At 60.7% G+C, this 18,264-nt stretch carries 18 protein-coding genes; 6 read left to right on the top strand and 12 right to left on the bottom strand.

Features of this window, described 5'->3' with window-relative positions; genetic code table 11:
- Window positions 1-20: 20 nt before the first annotated feature.
- From ssuB to argE, 9 genes are all read right to left on the bottom strand, one after another.
- Complete coding sequence (gene ssuB / locus J9870_RS27870; RefSeq protein WP_210641897.1) at window positions 21-827, bottom strand: aliphatic sulfonates ABC transporter ATP-binding protein; 807 nt, start codon at window positions 825-827, stop codon at window positions 21-23.
- A complete protein-coding gene (ssuC, locus tag J9870_RS27875; RefSeq protein WP_210641899.1) occupies window positions 824-1,606 on the bottom strand; it encodes an aliphatic sulfonate ABC transporter permease SsuC in 783 nt (260 codons plus the stop codon). The genes ssuB and ssuC overlap by 4 nt, the downstream gene beginning before the upstream one ends.
- Window positions 1,607-1,613: 7 nt before the next feature.
- A complete protein-coding gene (gene ssuD / locus J9870_RS27880) occupies window positions 1,614-2,762 on the bottom strand; it encodes an FMNH2-dependent alkanesulfonate monooxygenase (RefSeq protein WP_210641901.1) in 1,149 nt (382 codons plus the stop codon).
- A 25-nt stretch (window positions 2,763-2,787) separates the two neighbouring features.
- The gene (locus tag J9870_RS27885) at window positions 2,788-3,753 is read right to left on the bottom strand and encodes a sulfonate ABC transporter substrate-binding protein (RefSeq protein ID WP_210641903.1); all 966 of its coding nucleotides are present in this window, start codon (window positions 3,751-3,753) and stop codon (window positions 2,788-2,790) included.
- An 88-nt stretch (window positions 3,754-3,841) separates the two neighbouring features.
- Window positions 3,842-4,435, bottom strand: a complete 594-nt coding sequence (gene ssuE, locus J9870_RS27890; protein WP_210641905.1) for an NADPH-dependent FMN reductase — start codon at window positions 4,433-4,435, stop codon at window positions 3,842-3,844.
- A gap of 307 nt (window positions 4,436-4,742) precedes the next feature.
- A complete protein-coding gene (locus tag J9870_RS27895) occupies window positions 4,743-5,381 on the bottom strand; it encodes a peroxiredoxin (RefSeq protein WP_210641907.1) in 639 nt (212 codons plus the stop codon).
- A 285-nt stretch (window positions 5,382-5,666) separates the two neighbouring features.
- The gene (locus tag J9870_RS27900; RefSeq protein WP_210641909.1) at window positions 5,667-6,989 is read right to left on the bottom strand and encodes an OprD family porin; all 1,323 of its coding nucleotides are present in this window, start codon (window positions 6,987-6,989) and stop codon (window positions 5,667-5,669) included.
- 471 nt (window positions 6,990-7,460) lie between these two features.
- Window positions 7,461-8,759, bottom strand: a complete 1,299-nt coding sequence (gene argA, locus J9870_RS27905) for an amino-acid N-acetyltransferase (RefSeq protein ID WP_210641911.1) — start codon at window positions 8,757-8,759, stop codon at window positions 7,461-7,463.
- 132 nt (window positions 8,760-8,891) lie between these two features.
- Complete coding sequence (gene argE, locus J9870_RS27910) at window positions 8,892-10,049, bottom strand: acetylornithine deacetylase (protein WP_210641912.1); 1,158 nt, start codon at window positions 10,047-10,049, stop codon at window positions 8,892-8,894.
- Window positions 10,050-10,207: 158 nt separating this feature from the next.
- Here argE and J9870_RS27915 point away from each other — a divergent pair, with 158 nt between their 5' ends.
- Window positions 10,208-11,575, top strand: coding sequence for a CYTH domain-containing protein (locus J9870_RS27915; protein ID WP_210645452.1), 1,368 nt, complete (start codon window positions 10,208-10,210; stop codon window positions 11,573-11,575).
- 155 nt (window positions 11,576-11,730) lie between these two features.
- On the opposite strand, the gene J9870_RS27920 is transcribed toward J9870_RS27915, so the two are convergent.
- Window positions 11,731-12,201: an Lrp/AsnC family transcriptional regulator gene (locus J9870_RS27920; RefSeq protein ID WP_210641914.1), complete on the bottom strand. Its 471-nt coding sequence runs from the start codon at window positions 12,199-12,201 to the stop codon at window positions 11,731-11,733.
- 126 nt (window positions 12,202-12,327) lie between these two features.
- Here J9870_RS27920 and J9870_RS27925 point away from each other — a divergent pair, with 126 nt between their 5' ends.
- The 5 genes from J9870_RS27925 to J9870_RS27945 all read left to right on the top strand — a co-directional run bounded on the left by J9870_RS27925 (window position 12,328) and on the right by J9870_RS27945 (window position 16,555).
- Window positions 12,328-12,666 carry a hypothetical protein gene (locus tag J9870_RS27925; protein WP_210641916.1) on the top strand — a complete coding sequence of 113 codons (339 nt, stop codon included), beginning with the start codon at window positions 12,328-12,330 and terminating at the stop codon, window positions 12,664-12,666.
- A gap of 145 nt (window positions 12,667-12,811) precedes the next feature.
- Window positions 12,812-14,596 carry a GspE/PulE family protein gene (locus J9870_RS27930; RefSeq protein ID WP_210641918.1) on the top strand — a complete coding sequence of 595 codons (1,785 nt, stop codon included), beginning with the start codon at window positions 12,812-12,814 and terminating at the stop codon, window positions 14,594-14,596.
- A 193-nt stretch (window positions 14,597-14,789) separates the two neighbouring features.
- Window positions 14,790-15,710 carry an SPFH domain-containing protein gene (locus J9870_RS27935; RefSeq protein ID WP_210641919.1) on the top strand — a complete coding sequence of 307 codons (921 nt, stop codon included), beginning with the start codon at window positions 14,790-14,792 and terminating at the stop codon, window positions 15,708-15,710.
- Window positions 15,711-15,719: 9 nt separating this feature from the next.
- The gene (locus J9870_RS27940) at window positions 15,720-16,169 is read left to right on the top strand and encodes an NfeD family protein (protein WP_210641921.1); all 450 of its coding nucleotides are present in this window, start codon (window positions 15,720-15,722) and stop codon (window positions 16,167-16,169) included.
- Between the two features lie 65 nt (window positions 16,170-16,234).
- Window positions 16,235-16,555 carry a DUF2388 domain-containing protein gene (locus tag J9870_RS27945; protein WP_170846005.1) on the top strand — a complete coding sequence of 107 codons (321 nt, stop codon included), beginning with the start codon at window positions 16,235-16,237 and terminating at the stop codon, window positions 16,553-16,555.
- A gap of 183 nt (window positions 16,556-16,738) precedes the next feature.
- Here J9870_RS27945 and gcvH read toward each other — a convergent pair whose 3' ends face one another.
- Window positions 16,739-17,122 carry a glycine cleavage system protein GcvH gene (gene gcvH / locus J9870_RS27950; RefSeq protein WP_210641923.1) on the bottom strand — a complete coding sequence of 128 codons (384 nt, stop codon included), beginning with the start codon at window positions 17,120-17,122 and terminating at the stop codon, window positions 16,739-16,741.
- Between the two features lie 52 nt (window positions 17,123-17,174).
- Complete coding sequence (gene gcvT, locus J9870_RS27955; RefSeq protein WP_210641925.1) at window positions 17,175-18,257, bottom strand: glycine cleavage system aminomethyltransferase GcvT; 1,083 nt, start codon at window positions 18,255-18,257, stop codon at window positions 17,175-17,177.
- Window positions 18,258-18,264 lie beyond the last annotated feature (7 nt).

Consider the following 18,264-nt stretch of genomic DNA (forward strand, 5'->3'; position numbering starts at 1 on the left):
CGATTCCTGTCTGGATGAAGTTATTGCGCCCAACGCAACTGCGTGGGCAAGGGTGAAACGGGTTCGGGTTCCGGCGGTTGGCCGGGCAAGGACAGCACACGGTTGAGGACTTCGGTTTCCAGGCTCGCCAGGCGATGAGAGCCGCGAACCCTTGGGCGTGGCAGGTCGATAGCCAGGTCGAGGCCGATCTGGCCGTCCTCGATCAGGATCACCCGGTCAGCGATTGCCACCGCTTCGCTGACGTCATGGGTCACCAGCAGCACGGTAAAACCGTGTTGCTGCCACAAGCGTTCGATCAGTTGCTGCATCTCGATTCGGGTCAGCGCGTCCAGCGCTCCCAAGGGTTCGTCGAGCAACAGCAGGCGTGGTTGATGGATCAGGGCGCGGGCCAGGGCCACCCGTTGTTTCTGCCCGCCGGACAATGCCGCCGGCCATTCATGGGCGCGGTCGGCCAAGCCCACGGCTTCCAATGCCTGCAACGCTTGCGGCCGCCAGTTACCCTTGAGCCCGAGGCCGACGTTGTCGATGACTTTTTTCCAGGGCAGCAAACGAGCTTCCTGAAACATCAGCCGCGTGTCCTCCCGGGCGTCACTCAACGACGCCGAGCCGGCCAACAGTTGGCCGCCCGAGGGCTGATCGAGGCCGGCCAGCAAGCGCAGCAAGGTACTTTTGCCACAGCCGCTGCGACCGACCACGGCCACGAACTGCCCGGCCGGAACGTGTAGGTCGATGTCCCGCAGCACCTGGCGCGAGCCGAAGGTTTTTTGCAGCTTGCGCACTGCCAACGGAATGCCTCGCAGCAGGCGCGGAGGTTGTTGGGCGGTCATGCGGCACCCCCCTTGTGCACTTGATAGGCCGGGTGCCAACGCAGCCAGACCCGCTCAAGCCCGCGGGCGGCGAGATCGGCCAGTTTGCCCAGCACGGCGTACAAGAGAATCGCCAGCACCACCACATCGGTCTGCAGGAACTCCCGGGCATTCATTGCCAGATAACCGATACCGGAGCTGGCGGAGATGGTTTCCGCCACGATCAGCGTCAGCCACATGAAACCCAGGGCAAACCGCACGCCCACCAGGATCGAAGGCAAGGCCCCGGGCAGAATCACCTGGCGAAACAGACTGAAACCGGACAGGCCGTAACTGCGAGACATCTCCACCAGCGCCGGATCGACGTTACGAATCCCGTGGTAGGTATTGAGGTAGATCGGAAACAGCGTGCCCAGGGCCACCAGGAAAATCTTCGCCGACTCGTCGATACCAAACCACAGGATCACCAGCGGAATCAGCGCCAGGTGCGGCACGTTCCGGACCATCTGCACGGAACTGTCCAACAGGCGCTCGCCCCATTTCGACAGGCCGGTGATGAAACCCAGGGCCAGGCCAATGCCGCCGCCGATCAGGAAACCGACCGCAGCCCGCCAACTGCTGATGGCCAGGTGCGTCCAGATCTCGCCGCTACGCACCAGATGGACCCCAGCTTCGACCACCGCCACGGGTGCCGGCAGGATCCGCGTGGATAACCAACCCGCCGACACCGACAGTTGCCATACCGTCAGCAACAGCAGCGGTACCGCCCAAGGCGCAAGGTTGTGGATAATTTTCTTCATGGCCGCCTCAACTCTGGGACGCGGCTTTGGGAAGGATGTCGTTGGCGACCATTTCACCGAACGGGCTCACATAACCCTGGCTCTTCGGCAGTTCCGGGCGCTCCACGTCCAGATGCGGAAACAACAACTCGGCCACGCGGTAGGACTCTTCCAGGTGTGGATAACCAGAGAAGATGAAAGTGTCGATCCCCAGGTCGGCGTACTCCTTGACCCGCGCCGCCACAGTCGGACCATCGCCCACCAACGCCGTGCCGGCACCGCCACGGACCAGACCGACACCGGCCCAGAGGTTGGGGCTGACTTCCAGCTTGTCGCGTCGGCCACCGTGCAACGCGGCCATCCGTTGCTGGCCTACCGAATCGAAGCGCGCCAGAGAGGCCTGGGCACGGGCAATGGTCTCGTCGTCCAGATGGGAGATCAATCGGTTGGCCGCTTGCCAGGCTTCGGCGTTGGTCTCGCGCACAATTACATGCAGGCGGATGCCGAAGCGTACGGTGCGACCGAGCTTCGCCGCCTTGGCCCGTACCTGTTCGATTTTTTCCGCGACGGCTGCGGGCGGCTCGCCCCAGGTCAGCACCATTTCCACCTGCTCGGCGGCCAGATCCTGGGCGGCTTCCGACGAGCCGCCGAAATACAGCGGCGGACGCGGCTGCTGGATCGGCGGATAGAGCAGCTTGGCGCCCTTCACACTGATGTGTTCGCCGTCGTAATCCACGGTCTCGCCTTCCAGTACCCGGCGCCAGATGCGGGTGAATTCCACCGACGCCTGATAGCGCTCTTCGTGGTTCAGGAACAAGCCGTCGCCGGCCAATTCGTCCGGGTCACCGCCAGTCACCAGGTTGAACAACGCACGTCCGCCGGACAAGCGGTCCAGGGTCGCGGCCTGACGCGCCGCTACCGTCGGGGAAATGATCCCGGGGCGCAGGGCGACGAGGAATTTCAAGCGCTGGGTCACCGGAATCAGCGACGCGGCCACCAGCCAGGAATCCTCGCAGGAGCGCCCGGTGGGAATCAGCACGCCCCCGAAACCCAGTCGATCCGCCGCCTGGGCGATCTGTTGCAGGTAGCCGTGATCGACCGCGCGGGCGCCTTCGGCGGTGCCAAGGTAATGGCCGTCGCCGTGGGTTGGCAGGAACCAGAAAATATTGAGGCTCATGGAGTGGTCTCCTAAAGGAATCGAATTACTGCGCGTTCGCAACGGCCGCCGGCGGCGTCCAGATCACGTCCTTGATGCTCAAGGGCTTAGGGATCAATTTGAGCTGGTAGAAGCTGTCGGCGATCTTCTGCTGCGCCGCCACCACGTCCGGAGTGAGGAACAGTGCTCCGTAGCCCTGGCGCTTCACCGAGGTGAGCGTGATATCGGCAGGCAGGCCGAGCAGCGGCGATACCTGCTTGGTCACATCTTCAGGGTTGGCCTTGGACCACTCGCCCACCGCACGCACTTCTTCCACCAGGGTGGTGATGACCTGGGGATTTTTTTGCGCATAAGGTTTGGTGGCGAGGTAGAACTGATGGTTGTCAACGATGCCCTTGCCATCACGCAGGGTGCGCGCCTGCAACTGTTGTTCGGCGGCAGCCTGGTACGGATCCCAGATCACCCAGGCGTCGACACTGCCACGCTCGAACGCCGCGCGGGCGTCGGCCGGCGGCAGGAAAACAGTCTGGATATCGGAATATTTCAGGCCCGCATCCTCCAGCGCCCGCACCAACAGGTAGTGGACATTGGAGCCTTTGTTCAGCACGACTTTCTTGCCCTTGAGGTCTTGCACCGACTGGATGGGCGAACCCTTGGGCACCAGGATGGCCTCGCTGGCGGGTGCTGGCGGTTCGTAGGCGACGTAGAGCAGATCGGCGCCCGCCGCCTGGGCGAACACCGGCGGGGTTTCACCGGTCACGCCAAAGTCGATGGAGCCGACGTTCAAGCCTTCGAGCAACTGCGGGCCGCCGGGGAATTCGGTCCATTGCACATCCACGCCTTGGGCAGCGAGACGTTTTTCCAACGAGCCCTTGGCCTTGAGCAGCACCAGGGTGCCGTATTTCTGATAACCGATCCGCAAGGTCTCGGCTTGGGCTTGGGTAATGACGCCGAAGGACACAGCCGCAGCAAACAGAGCGACCAGCCCGCGACGCAAAATGACAGTGCGCATGGCGCCTCTCCTTTTTGCTGTGGGGGTTTGGCTGCACCTGCTTGGCCGTTAGCGGCTGAGTAAGGTGAGTTGAATCTGGGGTTACGGTTCAAATGCTCCAGCGAGCACTCAACAAACGTTCGTTCAACACGCTGGGGTCCAACGGCTTGGGCCGACGGGCCATGGCGCTGAAAAACTGTTCCAGCGCTTCGTTCAGGCGTTGTTGCAAGGCCGGGGTCAACTGCGCCTGGGCGCTGCCTTCGCCGTAGGCGATCTGGCTGTCTTCGGCAAAAATACCGTGGAGCATTTCCTGGGCCTTGAGCGCCGACAGCACCGGCTTGAGGGCGTAATCCACCGCAAGCATATGGGCGATGCTGCCGCCAGTGGCCATGGGCAGCACCACCTTATGGGCCAGGGCTCGCTCAGGCAGCAAGTCCAGCACGGTCTTCAGCGCTCCGGAAAAAGATGCTTTGTAGACCGGCGTAGCGATTAACAGGCCGTCGGCGTTTTCGATCTGCTGGAGCAGGTCAACCACCTTCGGGCTGTCGAAACGGGCATGGAGCAGGTCCTCGGCCGGAAAATCGCGCACCTGATAGCTCACCACTTCCACACCTTGCTGCTGCAGCCAGCGTTGCGAGCGCTCCAGCAGCACCCCGGAGCGGGAGCGTTGGCTGGGACTGCCACCGAGTGAGACGACCAACATGCCTACCATTCCTCAACTGTCACGTGCGATTCGCAGTGGGCGATCTCGCGGTATGGAGCCAACCATAACAGGGAGACATATATATCTTTAAATCATATTTATTCATTTAGTTATTCGTTATAGATATATTCAAATTGCCTTATCCAGGGCATGAAAAAAGGCCGTCGAAACGGCCAAAACCCTTGGTGCACAGTGATTCCCCTGTGGGAGCGAGCTTGCTCGCGATAGCGGTGTATCAGTCGACATCGTCGTTGGCAGATCCGACGTCATCGCGAGCAAGCTCGCTCCCACAGGTTCAGGTTTTGCGTCAGCGATTGGGCTGCGGGGTCAGGCGCAGGTAGGGCTTCACGGCGCGATAGCCTTTGGGGAAGCGCTGTTTGAGCTCCTCTTCGTCCTTGAGCGACGGCACGATCACCACTTCATCACCGTCCTGCCAGTTGGCCGGGGTGGCAACTTTGTAGTTATCGGTCAATTGCAAGGAATCGATCACCCGCAGGATTTCGTGGAAATTGCGCCCGGTGCTGGCCGGGTAAGTGATGGTCAGGCGAATCTTCTTGTTCGGGTCGATCACGAACAGTGACCGCACGGTCAAGGTATCGCTGGCATTGGGGTGGATCAGGTCGTACAGGTCAGACACTTTGCGGTCGGCGTCGGCCAGGATCGGGAAGTTGACGACAGTGTTCTGGGTTTCGTTGATGTCCTCGATCCATTTGTGATGCGAGTCCACCGGGTCAACCGAGAGGGCAATGGCCTTGACGCCGCGCTTGGCGAACTCATCCTTGAGTTTGGCGGTGAAGCCCAGTTCGGTGGTGCACACCGGCGTGAAATCCGCCGGATGGGAAAACAGCACACCCCAGCTGTCGCCGAGCCATTCGTGGAAACGGATCTTGCCGGCGCTGGAATCCTGTTCGAAGTCGGGGGCGATGTCGCCCAGTCTGAGACTCATGGTGCGGCTCCTGGATAAGGTCTTGTTGAGCTCAACTGTGCACCGGTTTCGACGGCTTTAAAAAGAATAAATATTGATTTATTTAGAGCTATTAGAAATATAAAAAACTGTTCACTGGTATCGCATCGCCGGCGGGACCAAGATCGTCAACGAGGTTCGAGAAGGCCTCGAGTTGCTGAAAAGAGGAGAGGTTTCGAGAAAGGCTACAGGGGTGGGCCTGACTCGAAAACGCAAAAGCCCCGCCCGGCGTGTTGCCGGGCGGGGCTTTTTTTACTTCGCTACGTCTTACATGAAGTTGTAAGTGTAGTTGAAGATCAGGCGGGTCTGATCCTGGCTGTCGCCTACACCGCTACTGCGGTAGGTACCCTGACGCAGGGTAGTGCCGAAGCCTTTCAACGCACCTTGCTGGATTACGTAATCCACACGCATGTCGCGTTCCCACTCGGAGTAATCGCTTCCGCTGGCGCTGGCGGATTTGACGTCGTCACCACGCAGGTAGGCAACCGAGGCTTTCAGGCCTGGAACGCCCAAGGAAGCGAAGTCGTAGGAGTATTGGCCGAAGGTGGTGTTTTCACCGGCACGGACAAACCCGTTGATCATGCTGTCGGTGAACAGGTAGAAGCTCGCGCCGCCGGCACCTTCGGGACGACCGTTGCCGTTAACCACGTTGCCCTGGTTCAGGTATACGAAGCCACCGTCATCACCGACTTGCTGGTGACCCAACAGGAAGGCGCTGCCGCCCAGGGTGTAAGTGAACATGGCGCTCCAGGTCTTGTTATCGACCTCGCCCGCATGCTTGGCATAACCGCCGTTGTTGCTGAACCGATAACCCGCGTCGCCGTTGCGACCATCGGAGCTGCTGTCGAAGTAGCGCAGGTCAGTCTTGAAGGATTGACCTTCGCTGATCGGGAAAACATGCACCGCGCCCAGGAAGTGTTGCTTGTAGTAATCCTGCAGGTTGGCGTAGTAGTACTGCAGCGTCAGGTCTTTGGTGACCTTCCAGTCAGCACCGCCAAAGCGGAACTGGTTGCTGTCCTGGGTACCGCCCGCCACTGCCAGCCCGGTGCTGTTGCTCGATGCACGGCCTGTAGCGTGTTCCAACTGACCGGCGTTGAACGTGACGTTGTCGATTTCCTTGGAGGTGATGGTGCCACCTTCAAAGGTCTGCGGCAGCAGACGACTATCGTTGGCGACCAGGATCGGCAGGTTAGGCGCCAGGGCACCGCCCAGGTGGGCCTCGGTCTTGGAGAAAAGCGCCTTTACGTTACCGGACAGACGGCTCCAATCATGTACCGCCGAACCATCAGTATCGGCTGGCATATAGGAGCCGTTGTTACGGCCCCGGCCGCCATCGAGACGAATACCAACCAGCGCCTGGGCGTCGATACCAAAGCCAACAACACCTTGAGTGAAGCCGGACTTGTAGTCGAACTTGAGGCCGGTGCCCGTTTCGCGCAGGTCCTCGCTACCCGTTTCATGGTTATCGTTATTGAAGTACAGGGTACGAGAACTGACAGACGCCTTGCTGTCTTCGATAAAACCGGCGGCGCCTGCCTGCTGCGCCAAAACCCCAACGGCCACAGCCAGGGCCAAGGTGGACTTGTTCATGCTTCGCTCCTCTCGTTTTCTAATTCTTGTGTGTCTTTGGTTCCGGATCGAACGCCCGGATTCCGCGGATGCGCGATTAGCGCCAGACCGTGACTGACAAGTCAATCGTAACCATTTATGACTACGACTATGGTCTAACCCTGCTACACCGGCCCGCAGGATAATGGATTCTTTATAATTCCAAAAAGAATTGTTTCAATAGTTTTCAGCTCATTTCGACATATGGTCGCCATCACAGCACCATCAAGCCGTGACATGACTTATCGGCGACGCAGGGAATTACTGAACGATGATTCGTCGGGAATTTACGAGGCCCGCGAATTCTTGGCGACGAGATATGTTTACGCGCCTCCTGCGCCTTCGATCCTGTCACGACAGCTCGCGCATGCCGCGATCTTGACGTGTTCCAGACTAGCTGCTCATTGTCTGAAATCAAGAAGATCGCGCCAGCGCAAGTTTTCCTAAGGCCGTTTACAAAGACTTTTCGAAGATTTTCGAATTGCGCTGGTAGTTGTAGAGCGAAGCCCGCGCCGCTGGCAGTCGCTCGACACTGCTGGGTTCAAAGCCACGTTCACGGAACCAGTGGGCGGTCCGCGTCGTCAGCACGAACAGCGTCTTGAGCCCCTTGGCTCGGGCCCGGGTTTCGATCCGCTCCAGCAATTCGTCACCGCGCCCCCCGTGGCGGTACTCTGGGTTCACCGCCAGGCAAGCCAACTCCCCGGCGTCCGAATCGGCGATCTGGTACAGCGCGGCGCAGGCGATGATCATGCCTTCGCGCTCGACCACGCTGAACTGTTCGATCTCACGCTCCAGCACTTCGCGGGAACGCCGAACCAGGATCCCTTGCTCCTCCAGCGGACTGATCAGGTCCAGCAAGCCGCCAACGTCCTCGATGGCCGCTTCGCGCACCACCTCGAATTGTTCCTGGGCCACCAGCGTACCGCTGCCATCGCGAGTGAACAGCTCGGCCAGCAATGCACCGTCTTCGACATAACTGACGATATGGCTGCGGGCTACGCCGCCACGACATGCCTGTGCCGCCGCATCCAACAGTTCGGCCTGATAGTCGCTGCCCAGCCGTTGCATGTGGGCCGGGACCTGTTGCGGGCGCAATTCACGCACCAACCGACCGTCTTCGCCGATCAACCCCTGCTCGGCACCGAACAGCAGCAGCTTGTCGGCTGCCAGGTCGATGGCCGCCCGGGTGGCGACGTCTTCGCAGGCGAGGTTGAAAATCTCCCCGGTAGGCGAATAGCCCAACGGCGACAGCAGCACGATGGAGCGTTCGTCCAGCAGGCGATTGATGCCCTTGCGATCGACTCGACGGACTTCGCCGGTGTGGTGGTAATCCACGCCTTCCAGCACACCGATCGGGCGCGCGGTGACCAGGTTGCCGCTGGCGACCCGCAGCCGCGAGCCCTGCATTGGCGAGGACGCCATGTCCATGGACAGGCGTGCTTCGATGGCGATGCGCAACTGGCCGACCGCATCGATCACACATTCCAGTGTGGCCGCATCGGTAATGCGCATGCCGCGGTGGTAATGGGGGGTGAGGCCTCGTGCAGCGAGGCGGGTTTCGATCTGCGGACGCGAACCATGGACCAACACCAGGCGCACGCCGAGACTGTGCAGCAGCACCAGGTCATGGACGATGTTGCCGAAGTTAGGGTGTTCCACCCCGTCGCCGGGCAGCATGACGATAAAGGTGCAATCGCGGTGGGCGTTGATGTAGGGCGAAGCGTGACGAAGCCAATTGACGTATTCGGGCATGAACCTGGGCCTGTAATAAATAACAGCCGAAAAAAGACGAAACGGAACGCACAGCGGGCTGGTGGTTATCGTCGGAACAGGCTTGGCGACACGCGCGCTCTCCTCAAGAATACGGGCCCGGATGTGGGCAATTTAGCCAGCCGTAGCCGGCGTCAGGCAGTAATGTCCGATCAACTGCCGCAACAATTGTACGGTAGGTTGCAAACGTGACATTTCAAGGTACTCGCCCGGTTGGTGGGCGCAGGCGATATCACCAGGACCGAGCACCAGGGTTTCGCAGCCAAGGCGCTGAAGATAAGGCGCTTCGGTGCCGAACGCCACTGCTTCGGCACGATGACCGGTGAGTCGCTCGGCCACCCGTACCAGCTCGCAGTCTTCGGCCTGCTCGAACGGTGGCACTTCGGGGAACAGCGGTGCGTAGTCGATCTTGACTTTATGGCGTTCGGCGATGGGGTCGAGTTTCTGCTGGATCGCCGCCCGCAACACTTGCGGGTCCATGCCGGGCAAGGGCCGCAGGTCGAACTCCATTGAGCACTGGCCGCAAATCCGGTTGGGGTTGTCGCCGCCGTGGATGCAGCCGAAGTTCAGGGTCGGCTGCGGCACCGTGAATTGCGGGTTACGGAATTCACGCTGCCATTGCAGGCGCAGGCCGCGCAGTTCGCCCATGGCGTCGTGCATGGCTTCCAGGGCACTGTGGCCCAGGCTCGGGTCGGAGGAATGACCGCTACGCCCGAGAATGTCGATGCGCTCCATCATCACGCCTTTGTGCAGGCGGATAGGCTTGAGGCCGGTTGGCTCACCGATTACCGCCGCGCGCCCCAATGGACGCCCGGCATCGGCCAGGGCCCGGGCGCCGGCCATGGAGCTTTCTTCATCGCAGGTGGCGAGGATCAGCAGTGGTTGCCTGAACGGTTGGTCCAGCAGCGGCTTGACCGCTTCGATCGCCAAGGCGAAAAAGCCTTTCATGTCGCAGCTACCCAAGCCAACCCAGCGGCCATCGACCTCGGTGAGTTTCAGCGGATCGGTCTGCCACAACGCGCCGTCGAACGGCACCGTATCGCTATGGCCGGCCAGCACCAGGCCACCGGGACCGCTGCCGAAACTGGCCAGCAGGTTGAATTTGCCAGGGCTGACCTGCTGGATATCGCAGGAGAACCCCAGGTCGCTGAGCCAGCCCGCCAGCAGCTCGATCACGGCACTGTTGGACTGGTCCAGCCCAGGCTGGGTACAGCTGATCGAAGGCGCGGCGATCAGGGCAGCGAACTGATCTTTCATGGACGGCAAAGGCATCGCTGGCTCCGGGCTTACAAGTTGATGTCCATCATAGAACCATCTGGAGCAAGGAATAAACCGCCACGGCGCGTAGGATGAGTGAGTCCTGTACACTGCACGGCCTTGGCAGCCACACCTTCCCCCGGCTGCGCACCCGATCCCTGGATTTTCCGGCCATGCAGAAAGAAACCGAAATCAAACTCCGCGTCAGCCGCGAGACCCTGGCAGCCCTGCGCGAGCACCCGCTGCTGAAAAAACGCAACAAGAGTGGCTGGGAACGCCATGAATTGATGAACCAGTACTTCGACACGCCTGAGCGTGACCTGGCCCGGGCCAAGGTTGCCCTGCGCCTGCGTCGCGACGGCGAAGAGGTGATCCAGACCCTCAAGACCCGTGGCCAGAGCATCGCCGGCCTGTCCGAGCGCAACGAATACGACTGGCACCTGCCCAAGGCCAAGCTCGATCTGAAGAAGCTCGACGGCGAGTGCTGGCCCGAGACCTTGGCCGAACTGGACAAGAAAACCCTCAAGGCCATCTTCACCACCGATTTCGTCCGCGAACGCGCCGAAATCGCCTGGGGTCGTGGCAAGAGCAAAGTGGTCATCGAAGCCGCGCTGGACCTGGGCCACGTGGTGGTCGGCAAGCAGAAGGAAGAAATCTGCGAGCTGGAGCTGGAACTGCGCGAAGGCGAGCCCGCCGCGCTGCTGGAACTGGCCGCTGAACTGGCCGCGACCCTGCCGTTGATGCCCTGCGACATCAGCAAGGCCGAGCGTGGCTATCGCCTGTATGACGCGGGCAGCTATGCCCTGAGCCTGCCGGCCCCGCAACTGACCACCGAAACGCCGCTGGACGACGCCTTCGCCGCGCTGAGCTGGCATTTGCTCGGCAGCAGCCAGCGCCTGGCCGAGCAATATCGTTTCAATGGCCACTGGCGCCTGTTGCAGGACTGGGTGGAAAACCTCGCCGAATTGCGCGCCCTGCTCAGCAGCCTCGGCCAGGCCGCACCGCGCCAATCGACGCATGATTTGCGCGTGGCACTCGACGCCCTGCTGGAAGACTGGCGCCCGCTGGTCCAGGCCGGCCTGGACGACGAAGACGTACGCAAGGCTGCGCCAGAACAGTTCCTCGAAGAACTGCAAGACCCGCGCTGGGGCCTGTTTTCCCTCAACACTTCACGCTGGCTGCTGGCTCGTAGCTGGGCCGCCGAGCGCAACACCCGCGGCAATCGCCAGGGCGCCGCGCAACTGGGCAGCTGGTTGCCACGCCTGCTGGGCGAAGAATCCTCGTCCCTGCAATTGCAACGCTATCAGCAGCAGCCGGAAGACCTCGCCGAGCAACTGCCGCGCATCGAACGCATCCAGGCCTGGCTCCACCACGCCCGTCATGTGCTGGAGATCCCGGAAATGGATCGCCTCTACGGTGAGCTGAATAAACTGGCGCAGTTGGCTAACGCACCGATCACCGACGAAGCGCTGGATGCGCGTAAACAACAGGCGATTGCGGTTTACCAGAATCGGGCCTGGAAGACTTTGCTGCGTCTGTAACCTCCAGCATCTGCTGCGCCTGTAATATTGCTATCGCGAGCAAGCTCGCTTCCACAGTGGATCTTCAGCGAACACACTATCTGTGTACGTCAGAGTCCCCCTGTGGGAGCGAGCTTGCTCGCGATGGGGCCGGCACAGACACCGAAAAAACAAGCTCAGCGCATCACCGGCAAACTCGTCGTCGATTTGATTTCCGAAAGCGCCACGATCGAGTTCACTTCCTGGATCCCAGGCACCATCGATAGCTTCTCGAAAAAAAACCGCTCATAGGCCTCAATGTCTGCCGTGACGATACGCAGCAGGAAATCCACCGACCCCATCAGCACGTAACACTCCAGCACTTCGGGAAAGCCGCGAATCGCTTCGGTGAATTCGGTGAAATTCGACCGGCCGTGGGCATTGAGTTTGATTTCGGCGAAGATTTGCGTATTGAGGCCGATTTTCTTGCGATCCAGCAACGTCACCTGGCCACGAATGATCCCCTCCTCCTTCATCCGCTGAATCCGTCGCCAGCATGGCGATTGGGACAAGCCTACCTGCTCGGCGATCTGCGCACTGGACAGCGAAGCATCTTCTTGCAGCAGTGCCAGTATCCTGCGGTCGTAGTTATCCAGCTCGCTATGCATTAATAAACCCCAGATACGCCATTACAAGAATCATACAATTCCCGTTTATCGCTAAATCACTCATCTTAGATAAGAAATACCGGGCAGCGCATGTAAATATTTCTCCCGCACCCAAGGAGACCGAACATGCCCCCATTCGAAGCCGTTGCCACGGCCCCTACTCGCGCCGACGTCTGGCACAGCGCAAATGCCCATTGCCGCGTGCAATACCATTTACTGGCCGAAGCCGAACCGGATCTGCTGTGCCGGGCACTGAACCTATTCGCCCTGCAGGGCCTGACACCGCAGTGGGCGCACGTCGAGCGCCACGACGACTTGCTGTCGTTGGAGGTCATCCTGGACGGGCTGAGCTGGCATCGTGCCCAGGTCCTCGCGGAAAAATTGCGTAACTTGATCAGCGTGTGTTCGGTGGACCTGCAAGACGCTGCTACTGCGCGGGTTGAGCCGATCCAGGCGGCAGGCTGAAGGCGCCCAGGCAAGAATTCGAAACGCATTGGTCGGGTAGTGGCCCAACGGTCCATAGGGTCGGGACTATTCTTTTGCAGACCGAGCCAGGACGCCGAAGCGTCTGTATCGCGGCTTTGCTGCAATTTGTCCAATAGGAACCCACATGTCCACCAAACACGCCACTCAGGACCGCTGGCTGGACCTCAACGATCTGCTGCGCCAACTGGTCGCCCAGGGCTTCATCAGTCAGGATTCAGCCGAAACCGCGCTCAATGCCCGCCGACGCCATAGCGCCAATTCCCAGTTGCATCCATTGGAGTTCATCGCCAACCAGCACCTGGACGATCTTAGTCGCCCCGGCAAACGCCTGGACCTGGAGAGCCTGACCCTGTGGCTGTCCCAGCAGGCCGGCCAGCCCTACATGCGCATCGACCCGCTGAAAATCAACGTGGCAGCCGTGACGCCCTTGATGTCCTATGCCTTTGCCCAGCGCCACAAAATCCTCGCGGTGGCGGTCGATCGCGACGCCGTCACCGTGGCCAGCGCCCAGCCCTACGTCAGCAGTTGGGAAGCGGACCTGACCCATGTGCTCAAGCTGCCCGTCCAGCGGGTGGTCGCCAACCCGGTGGATATCCAGCGCTTGAGCGTGGAGTTCTATCGCCTGGCCAAATCGGTCAGCGGCGCCAACACAGTCGACCAGCAGCCGAGCAACCTGAGCAATTTCGAACAGTTGCTCAACCTGGGCGCCAGCGACCAGGAGCCGGACGCCAACGACGCGCATATCGTCAATATCGTCGATTGGTTGTTCCAGTACGCCTTCCAGCAGCGGGCCAGCGATATCCACATCGAGCCGCGTCGCGAACAGGGCACCGTACGGTTTCGCATCGACGGGGTGCTGCATACCGTCTATCAGTTCCCGCCGCAGGTAACGATGGCCATTATCAGTCGACTCAAGAGCCTGGGCCGGATGAACGTCGCGGAAAAACGCAAACCCCAGGACGGCCGGGTCAAGACCAAGACCCCGGACGGTGGCGAAGTGGAGTTGCGCTTGTCGACCTTACCCACGGCGTTTGGCGAAAAAATGGTCATGCGGATCTTCGACCCTGAGGTGCTGCTCAAGGACTTCGACCAACTCGGCTTCTCCGCCGATGACCTACGCCGCTGGCAAGACATGACCCGCCAGCCCAACGGCATCATCCTGGTGACCGGGCCGACCGGTTCGGGCAAGACCACGACCCTCTACACCACCCTCAAGAAGCTGGCGACCCCGGAGGTGAACCTATGCACCATCGAAGATCCGATCGAGATGGTCGAGGCGTCCTTCAACCAGATGCAGGTCCAGCACAACATCGACCTGACCTTCGCCGCCGGCGTGCGCGCGCTGATGCGCCAAGACCCGGACATCATCATGATCGGTGAGATCCGTGACCTGGAAACCGCCGAAATGGCGATCCAGGCCGCCCTCACCGGGCACCTCGTGCTCTCGACCCTGCACACCAACGATGCGCCAAGCGCCATCAGCCGCCTGCTGGAGCTCGGCGTCCCCCACTACCTGATCAAGGCCACGGTGCTCGGGGTCATGGCCCAGCGCCTGGTGCGCACCCTGTGCCCGCATTGCAAGGCGCCCCTGACCCTGGACGAAGACGACTGGCAAACCCTCACCCGGCCCTGGCAGGCTCCATTGCCAAGCAACGCCCAGCAGGCCGTCGGCTGCCTGGAGTGCCGCGACACCGGTTATCGCGGGCGCGCCGGGGTCTACGAAATCATGCAACTGACCGACAGCGTCAAGGCCTTGATCCACCCCGATACCGACCTGCTGGCGGTGCGCCGCCAGGCGTTCAAGGAGGGTATGCGCAGCCTGCGGCTCTCGGGGGCACAAAAGGTGGCGGCAGGCTTGACCACTGTCGAGGAGGTCCTGCGCGTGACGCCACAGAGCGAACAGAAGTAGCGGCAGCTCTATCCTCGCTGTGGGAGCAGGGCTTGCCCGCGATGAAGACGACGCAGTCTGCCGGGGAAGCGAGGCGCCTGCATCGCGAGCAAGCTTTGCTCCCACATAGGTTTGTTCCTACATAGGGAAGATAGTGGCCGCTTGCCCTACACTCAGGGCTCGCAAGTCATTTCAATCCGAACAGGGAACAGTCATGCAGATCGGTAGCGTTCTTCTACTTTTTGTCGGCCTCGTAATCGCCATTCTATTCATGGGTTTCAAGGTTGTGCCCCAGGGCCACCAGTGGACTGTCGAGCGGTTCGGCCGGTACACCAATACGCTCAAGCCTGGCCTGAACATCATCATCCCGGTGATGGATCGCATCGGTCGCAAGATCAACGTCATGGAAAGCGTGCTGGACATCCCGCCCCAGGAAGTCATCACCGCCGACAACGCCACGGTGCAGATCGACGCGGTGTGCTTCTTCCAGGTGGTCAATACGGCCCAGGCTGCCTACGAGGTCAATAACCTCGAACACGCCATCCGCAATCTGCTGCAAACCAATATCCGCACCGTGCTGGGGTCCATGGAGCTGGACGCGATGCTGAGCCAGCGCGACGGCATCAATGAAAAACTGCTGCGCACCGTCGATGAAGCCACGGCGCCGTGGGGTATCAAGATCACCCGGATCGAGATCAAGGACATCAGCCCACCGGCCGATCTGATGGCCGCCATGTCGGGGCAGATGAAAGCCGAACGAATCAAGCGCGCCCAGATCCTGGAGGCCGAAGGCCTGCGAGCGTCGGCGATTCTCACCGCCGAAGGCAAGAAACAGGCGCAAATCCTTGAAGCAGAGGGCAGCCGCCAAGCCGCATTCCTGGAGTCCGAGGCCCGTGAACGCCAGGCCGAAGCCGAGGCCCTGGCCACCAAGGTGGTGTCCCAGGCGATTGCCGACGGAAATGTCCAGGCCGTGAACTACTTCGTCGCGCAAAAATACATCGATGCGCTGGGCCGCCTGGCCTCGGCCAATAACAGCAAGGTGATCCTGATGCCGCTGGAAGCCAGCCAGGTCATCGGTGCCGTCGGCGGCATCGGTGAGATCGTCAAGGCCACCTTTGACAGCAAGAAAGCCTGAGGTGCGCGTATGTGGGTGTTCCTGCAACAAATGTCGTACTGGGACTGGCTGGCGCTGGGCGTCATCCTGCTGATCCTTGAGGTGTTCGGCGCCGGCGGCTACTTGCTGTGGATCGGCATGGCCGCCGCAGCTGTCGGCCTGCTGACCTTCATCCTGCCGCAGATGTCGTGGGAGCTGCAGTTCCTGTTGTTCGGCCTGTTCGCCATCGCGACAGCACTGTACTGGTGGCGACGCCAGCGCAGCGCCATTCGCGAAAGCGATCAACCGTACCTCAACCGGCGAGGACAGGAGCTGATCGGCAAGGTATTCCCGGTTCATGAAGCGATTGTCGATGGACGCGGCAAGATCAAGGTGGCTGACAGTGTCTGGCTGGCCAAGGGTCCCGAGTCGTCCGTGGGTACGCGGGTCAGGGTGGTCGCGCAGGAAGGCGCGGTGCTGCAGGTGGAGCGGGCTGACTGAGAAGTCACGGAACTGAATCGAGGCGCAGGTAATCCAAAGTCATAGTTAACCCAGTGGAGTCACCTATCATGCGTCTCAAACTTGCTGTCGCTACCCTAGCCTTGCTGTCTCTTCCTGTTGGCTCGGCAATGGCCGACACGTTTTGGCGTAACGTCATCTCATCCGGTGCGACCACCGGTTCCACCTACCTGACCTTCAAGGATCACAAACTGATCGTCGCCGCCCAGGATGATGCCGGCAGCTTTGTCGCCAGTGACGGCGGTATCCGTGGTCCATACCTGGAAGCAGCGATGCAGAAAGTCCGTGCCGACAACCCTGGCCTGCAAGCCACCGACATGGAACTGGCCAACGCGATCCTGGCGAAAAACGCCGTCGCCCAGGACTGATCCCCAGGCCCATGAAAAATGCCGCTCGATTGAGCGGCATTTTTTTGCCTGGCGAATATCCAGAGGCTGCCCCAACCCCCTGTGGGAGTGAGCTTGCTCGCGATAACAGTGTGTCAGTCAACATCAATACTGCTGATCCACCGCTATCGCGAGCAAGCTCGCTCCCACAGGGTACAGTCGGCCTTACTCGCCGATAGCAGTCTTGTAGCCTGCTGCGTCAAGCAGCTTGTCCAGCTCGGCCTTGTCGCTTGGCTTGAGCTTGAAGATCCAGGCGCCATACGGATCAGAGTTCAACAGCTCCGGCGAACCGCTCAGTTCTTCGTTGATCGCGATCACTTCACCGGCAATCGGGGCGTAGATATCGGAAGCGGCTTTGACCGACTCCACCACGCCGGCCTGGTCGCCTGCGGCAAAAACCTTACCGACCTCAGTCAGCTCGACAAACACCACATCGCCCAAAGCTTCCTGTGCGTGATCGCTGATGCCCACGGTGACGGTACCGTCAGCTTCCAGGCGCGCCCACTCGTGGCTTTCGGCAAAATGCAAATCGGTAGGGATAAAACTCATGCTCTGTGTCCTCAAGAGAAAGTGTCAGCGGCCAGCGGCCCGCCGCAAAAAGTTAGATCAGGGTTTTACCATGGCGGACGAAGGTCGGCTTGACCACCCGCACCGGGTACCACTTGCCACGAATCTCCACCTCCGCACGGTCGGCGGTCGCCATCGGAACACGTGCCAAGGCAATCGACTTGCTAAGCGTAGGAGAAAAACTACCACTGGTGATCTCTCCTTCGCCAACATCAGCGATGCGAACCACCTGATGGGCGCGTAAAACACCCCGCTCCTCCAGCACCAGGCCGACCAGTTTGTGCTGCACACCGCCAGCGAGCTCGGCTTCCAGGGCACTGCGACCGATGAACTGACGACTGGCTGGCTCCCAGGCTATGCTCCAGGCCATGTTCGAGGCCAGCGGGGAAACACCCTGGTGGATGTCCTGGCCATAGAGGTTCATGCCAGCCTCCAGGCGCAAGGTATCGCGGGCCCCGAGACCGATGGGAGAAATGCCGGCCCCCACCAGATCATTGAAGAAACTCGGGGCTTCGTGGGCGGGCAAGACAATTTCCAGCCCGTCCTCACCGGTGTAGCCGGTTCGGGCAATGAACCAGTCACCGTCGGCGCGACCTTCGAAGGGTTTGAGTTGCTGGATCAACTGGCCACGCGATTGCGTGACCAGCTCGGCGATCTTGTGCCGGGCCTGGGGGCCCTGGATCGCCAGCATCGCCAGTTCGGGACGCTCATGCAGTTGCACGTCGTACTCACCCAACTGCGCCTGCATCCAGGCCAGGTCCTGATCGCGGGTCGAAGCGTTGAAGACCAGACGATAACCGTCCTCGACCCGATAGATGATCATGTCGTCGACGATGCCGCCGCGCTCGTTGAGCATGGTGCTGTACAAGGCACGTCCTGTGTCCTGCAAGCGATCGACATCATTGGCCAGCAAGCGCTGCAACCAGGCCTTGGCCTGAGGGCCGGCCACGTCGATCACGGTCATGTGGGATACATCGAACACACCGCAGTCGCGACGCACCTGATGGTGTTCTTCGACCTGCGAACCGTAATGCAAAGGCATATCCCAACCGCCAAAATCGACCATCTTCGCGCCTAGGGCGAGATGAAGGTCATACAGAGGCGTACGCTGTCCCATGGGTTTC

It is taken from the genome of Pseudomonas sp. Tri1, from assembly GCF_017968885.1.
Taxonomy (GTDB): Bacteria; Pseudomonadota; Gammaproteobacteria; order Pseudomonadales; family Pseudomonadaceae; genus Aquipseudomonas.